Here is a 6,000-nt window from a genome sequence, read left to right as displayed (position 1 = left end):
TCCTCAACAACTTCAACCACTTGCGCTTCCGATCACTCGGTAGCGGGAGGCGAATTCTACAGCGTTACACGCTGCTGTCAACACCTCTTTTTCAACTCCTTTCGTGCTTCGATGAACTGAAGCAACCTGCTGCCGAAAACTGCGTAACTCATTGTTTACCAAGGAGTTTTCCGTTTCGACTGCGCCGGAAGTGGGGCGAATTATAGACACCTGAGATCTGCCGTCAACCGCTATTTTCATATTTCTGTCACAAAGGTCAAAAAACCCCTGAAAACGCAAAGGCCGCCCCGTTGGGGCGGCCTTTTCGCATTAGCTTGCGAGTTACAAGCTAGGAAACGCGAACTGCGAGGCTTCATGGCTTGCACGCTGTGGCCAGCGCTGGGTAATGGCTTTGCGGCGCGTGTAGAAACGCACACCGTCCGGGCCATAGGCATGCAGGTCGCCGAACAGCGAGCGTTTCCAGCCACCAAAGCTGTGATACGCCACCGGCACCGGCAGCGGCACGTTGACGCCGACCATGCCCACTTCGATCTCGTCACAGAACAGGCGAGCCGCTTCCCCATCGCGGGTGAAGATGCAGGTGCCGTTGCCGTACTCGTGGTCGTTAATCAGTTGCATCGCCTCTTCCAGGCTGTTGACCCGGACCACACACAACACCGGGCCGAAGATCTCTTCTTTATAGATGCGCATCTGCGGTGTGACGTTATCGAACAGGCAGCCACCCAGGAAGAAACCTTCCTCATGCCCCGCCACGCTCAGGCCGCGACCATCGACCACCAGCTTGGCGCCAGCCGCCACGCCGTCATCGACATAGCCGCTGACTTTGTCCCGCGCCTGGCCCGTCACCAGTGGGCCCATGTCCAGGCCGCAGGAAGTGCCCGCACCGATTTTCAGTGCCTTGATCTGGGGCACCAGTTTGGCCACCAGGGCATCGGCCACTTGATCACCCACGCACACGGCCACCGAGATCGCCATGCAACGCTCGCCGCACGAACCATACGCCGCCCCCATCAGCGCGCTGACCGCGTTGTCCAGGTCCGCATCCGGCATCAGTACCGCATGGTTCTTCGCCCCGCCCAGCGCCTGCACACGTTTGCCGCGCTTGGTGCCTTCGGCATAGATGTACTCGGCAATCGGGGTCGACCCGACGAAACTCAAGGCTTTGACTTCCGGCGCTTCGATCAGCGCATCCACCGCCGACTTGTCGCCGTGCACCACGTTCATCACGCCTTTTGGCAAACCGGCTTCGAGCAACAACTGGGCAATCAGCAGGGTGGAACTCGGATCGCGCTCGGACGGCTTGAGGATGAAGCAGTTGCCGCAGACGATCGCCAGCGGGTACATCCACAGCGGCACCATGGCCGGGAAGTTGAACGGTGTGATACCGGCAACCACGCCCAGGGGCTGGAAGTCCGACCAGGCATCAATGTTCGGGCCGACGTTACGGCTGTACTCGCCCTTGAGGATTTCCGGTGCGGCACAGGCGAACTCGACGTTCTCGATCCCGCGCTTCAGTTCACCGGCGGCGTCTTCCAGAGTCTTGCCGTGCTCTTCGCTGATCAGTTGCGAGATACGCGCTTCGTTCTGCTCCAGCAGTTGCTTGAAGCGGAACATCACCTGGGCGCGCTTGGCCGCAGGTGTGTTGCGCCAGGCCGGGAACGCGGCCTTGGCGGCGTCGATGGCCTGCTGGATGGTTTCGCGGCTGGCCAACGGCACTTTATGGATCGCTTGACCGGTGGACGGGTTGAACACGTCGGCGGTGCGACCGTTGTCGGTCACCAGTTCACCATTGATCAAATGCGGGATGAGGCTCATGCGGGGCTCCTGAATTCTGTTCACCGGCGTCCGCCGAGGGACGCCTTCTATATATAGATAACGTTGGCACGTAGCCCAAAGGCGATGGCGTCTATCGATCCGCCATCGCGAGCAAGCTCGGCTCCTACTGTTTTGGGGGCAATCAGTCGATCTTGTTCAGCACTTCGCCGACCGCATCGAACAGGCGATCGAGGTCTTTTGGCTGGCTGTTGAACGTTGGGCCGAACTGCAGCGTGTCGCCACCGAAGCGCACGTAGAACCCAGCCTTCCACAGGGCCATGCCAGCCTCGAACGGACGCACGATGGCGTCACCGTCGCGCGGGGCAATCTGGATTGCACCGGCCAGGCCGTAGTTACGGATGTCGATGATGTTCTTCGAGCCCTTGAGGCCGTGCAGCGCATTCTCGAAATGCGGTGCGACTTCAGCCACGCTCTGCACCAGGTTTTCCTTCTGCAGCAGGTCGAGTGCCGCCAGGCCTGCGGCGCACGCCACAGGGTGGGCCGAATAGGTATAGCCGTGGGGGAATTCCACCGCGTATTCCGGAGTCGCCTGGTTCATGAAGGTCTGGTAGATCTCCGAGCTGGCAATCACCGCGCCCATTGGAATCGCACCGTTGGTGACCTGCTTGGCGATGCACATCAGGTCCGGGGTCACGCCAAAGCTGTCGGCACCGAACATCGAACCGGTACGGCCAAAGCCGGTGATTACTTCATCGAACACCAGCAGGATATTGTGCTGGTCGCAGATTTCCCGCAGGCGCTTGAGGTAGCCCTCTGGCGGCACCAGTACGCCAGCGGAACCGGCCATTGGCTCGACGAACACCGCCGCGATGTTCGAGGCGTCATGCAGTTCGATCAACTTGAGCAGTTCATCGGCCAGGGCGATACCGCCTTCCTTGGGCATGCCACGGGAATAAGCGTTGCTGGCCAGCAAGGTGTGCGGCAGGTGATCGACATCCATCATCGCCTGGCCAAACAGCTTACGGTTACCGTTGACGCCACCCAGGCTGGTCCCGGCGATATTCACCCCGTGGTAACCACGGGCACGTCCGATCATTTTGGTCTTGGTCGCCTGGCCTTTCAGGCGCCAGTAGGCACGCACCATTTTCACCGCGGTGTCGGCACACTCGGAACCCGAGTCGGTGAAGAACACGTGGTTCAGGTTACCCGGGGTCAAGTCGGTGATTTTTTCGGCCAGTTGGAAGGACAGCGGATGCCCATACTGGAAGCCCGGCGAGTAGTCGAGAGTGCCCAATTGCTTGGCCACCGCTTCCTGGATTTCCTTGCGGGTGTGCCCGGCGCCGCAGGTCCACAGGCCCGACAGCGAGTCATAGACCCTACGGCCCTTATCATCGATCAGCCAGCTACCTTCAGCCCCCACGATCAGGCGCGGGTCACGCTGGAAATTGCGGTTGGCGGTGTACGGCATCCAGTGGGCATCGAGCTTGAGCTGGCTGGCCAGGGACGTCGGGGCGTTTTCAGGCAGGTTCATCGGCAAAACCTCGCAATGCAATAAGCGGCGTAGGGATTAAAAGCGTTGTTGCAGCTAAGTTGCCACGGCGATAAAGTCGGTGAAATCCAACTTTTCTAACCTTCAGTCAGGCCGTTACTAAACTATGAGCAGCCGCCGCCCCGATCCGCTGGCACAAGTCAGCGACTTTGATATCCGCCTGTTGCGGATCTTTCGCAGCGTGGTCGAGTGTGGTGGCTTCTCGGCGGCGGAAAGCGTGCTGGGGATCGGTCGTTCGGCCATCAGCCAACAAATGAGCGATCTGGAGCAACGCCTCGGCCTGCGCCTGTGCCAGCGCGGCCGGGCCGGGTTTTCCCTGACCGAAGAAGGTCGCGAGGTCTACCAGTCGGCCTTGCAGCTATTAAGTGCCCTGGAAAGTTTTCGCACCGAGGTCAATGGCCTGCACCAACACCTGCGCGGCGAGTTGACCATCGGCCTGACCGATAACCTGGTCACCCTGCCCCACATGCGCATCACCCACGCCCTGGCTCAGTTGAAGGAGCGCGGGCCGGATGTGCAGATCCAGATCCGCATGATCGCGCCCAATGAAGTCGAACAGGGTGTGCTCGACGGCCGCCTGCACGTCGGCGTTGTACCCCAGGCCAGTGCCTTGTCGGGCCTGGAGTACCAACCGCTGTACAGCGAACGGTCGCTGCTCTACTGCGCAGTCGGCCACCCGCTGTTCTACGTCGACGATAAACAACTGGACGACGCACGCCTCAACAGCCAGGACGCGATTGCCCCGACGTTCCGCCTGCCCGCCGAAATCCAGGCGCACTACCAGGCGCTCAATTGCACCGCCAGCGCCTCCGATCGCGAAGGCATGGCGTTCCTGATCCTGACCGGGCGCTACATCGGCTACCTGCCCGATCACTACGCCAGCCTGTGGGTCCAGCAAGGTCGCCTGCGGACACTCAAGCCAGGCTCACGCTTTTATGACCTGAGCCTGGCATCGGTCACGCGCAAGGGCCGGCGCCCGCATTTGGTGCTGGAAAGCTTTCTTGAAAGCCTGGCAGCGACGCGTTGAGCCCCTGCAAACCAGGCATTTACCTCGCCAAGGCTTGTCGGATGCCCGCGGGTGCGTTATCAACGCACTGGCGCCCCCACTGACCTGCCCGGAAACGTCCATGACCTTTGAAGTCCCAGCCCACAGCGGTAAACCTGCCAGCCGTATTCGTCAGAAAAACGAGGAGACCATCCTCAAGGCCGCCGAAGTGGAATTCGCCCGGCACGGCTTCAAAGGCACCAGCATGAACACCATTGCGCAGAATGCCGGCCTGCCCAAGGCCAACCTGCACTACTACTTCACCAACAAGCTCGGCCTGTACATCGGGGTGCTGAGCAACATCATCGAGTTGTGGGACAGCACCTTCAACACCCTCACCGCCGAGGACGATCCGGCCGAGGCGCTGACCCGCTACATCCGCGCCAAGATGGAGTTCTCCCGCCGCCACCCCCAGGCTTCGCGGGTGTTCGCCATGGAAGTGATCAGCGGCGGCGAGTGCCTGAGCGAGTACTTCAATCAGGACTACCGCGCGTGGTTCCAGGGGCGCGCCAGCGTGTTCCAGGCCTGGATCGACGCCGGCAAGATGGACCCCGTCGACCCGGTGCACCTGATCTTCCTGCTGTGGGGCAGCACCCAGCACTACGCCGACTTCGCCACCCAGATCTGTCGCGTCACCGGTCGCAGCAAGCTGACCCGCCAGGACATGGAAGACGCCGGCAACAATCTGACCCGCATCATCCTCAAGGGCTGCGGCCTCACTCCCGCTATCTAAGACAGTCACCATGCCTTTTACCCTTGCCGGCCTTTGCGACTATCGCGAAGAGATTCGCAAAAGCCGCTTCATCGCCCTCGCGGCACCGATCACCAGTAGCTCCGAGGCGCAGCTCTTCCTTGAACAGCACAGCGACCTGAATGCGTCACACAACTGCTGGGCCTGGAAGTTCGCCGACCAATACCGCAGCAGCGATGACGGCGAACCCGGCGGCACCGCAGGTCGGCCGATACTGGCGGCGATCGAAGCCCAGGACTGCGACCAGGTGGCGGTACTGGTGATTCGTTGGTACGGCGGCATCCAGCTGGGCACTGGCGGCCTGGCCCGGGCCTACGGCGGCAGCGCCAACAAATGCCTGCAGGGCGCGGCAAAAATCGAATTGATCAGCCGCGTGCCGATCGCTTGCGACTGTGCGTTCAGTGAACTGGCGCTGGTCAAGTTACGGGTCGCCGAGTCCGGTGGCCTGGTGGTGGAGGAACAGTTCACTGGCAATGGCGTGCACCTGCAGTTGGCCGTGGCCGAACAACAGATCGACACCTTGCAGGCGCAACTGGCGGGCCTGAGCCGCGGGCGGATTTTGCTGCAGCGCTGAACGCTGGTTATTTTATGTACAGCCCGACTGCAATGCTTTGGGGCATAACCGGCAGGCTGACACTTGCCCACAAGCGCTGTGCACCCGACTGTGGATAACCTGAGTACATAGCGCTGTAACCCTTCTGTCACGTGGCTTTGCGGGCATTGATCAGTTTTCATCCAATTGCCTGTTCTACAGGTCATTTACACTGCAAAACAATTGCTTAGAGCGCTTTAGCAGCTTTAGAACAAAGGCCCATGGTGCTTATGCCCGGTTCTTTGGCTTGCGCACAAATACTGTGGAGCAACCTGTGGATAACCCGT

At 60.7% G+C, this 6,000-nt stretch carries 5 protein-coding genes; 3 read left to right on the top strand and 2 right to left on the bottom strand.

Features of this window, described 5'->3' with window-relative positions; genetic code table 11:
- Positions 1 to 321 precede the first annotated feature (321 nt).
- Both CKW24_RS21775 and CKW24_RS21770 read right to left on the bottom strand, forming a co-directional pair.
- A complete protein-coding gene (locus CKW24_RS21775) occupies positions 322 to 1,815 on the bottom strand; it encodes a CoA-acylating methylmalonate-semialdehyde dehydrogenase (protein WP_095170232.1) in 1,494 nt (497 codons plus the stop codon).
- 142 nt (positions 1,816 to 1,957) lie between these two features.
- On the bottom strand, positions 1,958 to 3,307 hold the full coding sequence (locus CKW24_RS21770) for an aspartate aminotransferase family protein (RefSeq protein ID WP_095170231.1): 1,350 nt from the start codon (positions 3,305 to 3,307) through the stop codon (positions 1,958 to 1,960).
- A gap of 124 nt (positions 3,308 to 3,431) precedes the next feature.
- Here CKW24_RS21770 and CKW24_RS21765 point away from each other — a divergent pair, with 124 nt between their 5' ends.
- The 3 genes from CKW24_RS21765 (at position 3,432) to CKW24_RS21755 (ending at position 5,695) form a co-directional block, all read left to right on the top strand.
- Complete coding sequence (locus tag CKW24_RS21765; RefSeq protein ID WP_095170230.1) at positions 3,432 to 4,352, top strand: LysR family transcriptional regulator; 921 nt, start codon at positions 3,432 to 3,434, stop codon at positions 4,350 to 4,352.
- Between the two features lie 100 nt (positions 4,353 to 4,452).
- Positions 4,453 to 5,103 carry a TetR/AcrR family transcriptional regulator gene (locus CKW24_RS21760; RefSeq protein ID WP_095170229.1) on the top strand — a complete coding sequence of 217 codons (651 nt, stop codon included), beginning with the start codon at positions 4,453 to 4,455 and terminating at the stop codon, positions 5,101 to 5,103.
- Between the two features lie 10 nt (positions 5,104 to 5,113).
- Positions 5,114 to 5,695, top strand: coding sequence for a YigZ family protein (locus tag CKW24_RS21755; RefSeq protein ID WP_095170228.1), 582 nt, complete (start codon positions 5,114 to 5,116; stop codon positions 5,693 to 5,695).
- Positions 5,696 to 6,000: the final 305 nt, after the last annotated feature.

The organism is Pseudomonas sp. Irchel 3H3 (assembly GCF_900187635.1).
GTDB lineage: Bacteria > Pseudomonadota > Gammaproteobacteria > Pseudomonadales > Pseudomonadaceae > Aquipseudomonas.
Note: the sequence above shows the minus strand (reverse complement) of the source record. Positions and strands in the feature narration are given on the sequence as shown.

What these genes read in the sequence shown, in the direction of transcription:
- CKW24_RS21775 (WP_095170232.1), bottom strand. Translation starts at nt 1,815, where the DNA reads ATGAGCCTCATCCCGCATTTGATCAATGGTGAACTGGTGACCGACAAC.
- CKW24_RS21760 (WP_095170229.1), top strand. Translation starts at nt 4,453, where the DNA reads ATGACCTTTGAAGTCCCAGCCCACAGCGGTAAACCTGCCAGCCGTATT.
- CKW24_RS21755 (WP_095170228.1), top strand. Translation starts at nt 5,114, where the DNA reads ATGCCTTTTACCCTTGCCGGCCTTTGCGACTATCGCGAAGAGATTCGC.
- CKW24_RS21765 (WP_095170230.1), top strand. Translation starts at nt 3,432, where the DNA reads ATGAGCAGCCGCCGCCCCGATCCGCTGGCACAAGTCAGCGACTTTGAT.
- CKW24_RS21770 (WP_095170231.1), bottom strand. Translation starts at nt 3,307, where the DNA reads ATGAACCTGCCTGAAAACGCCCCGACGTCCCTGGCCAGCCAGCTCAAG.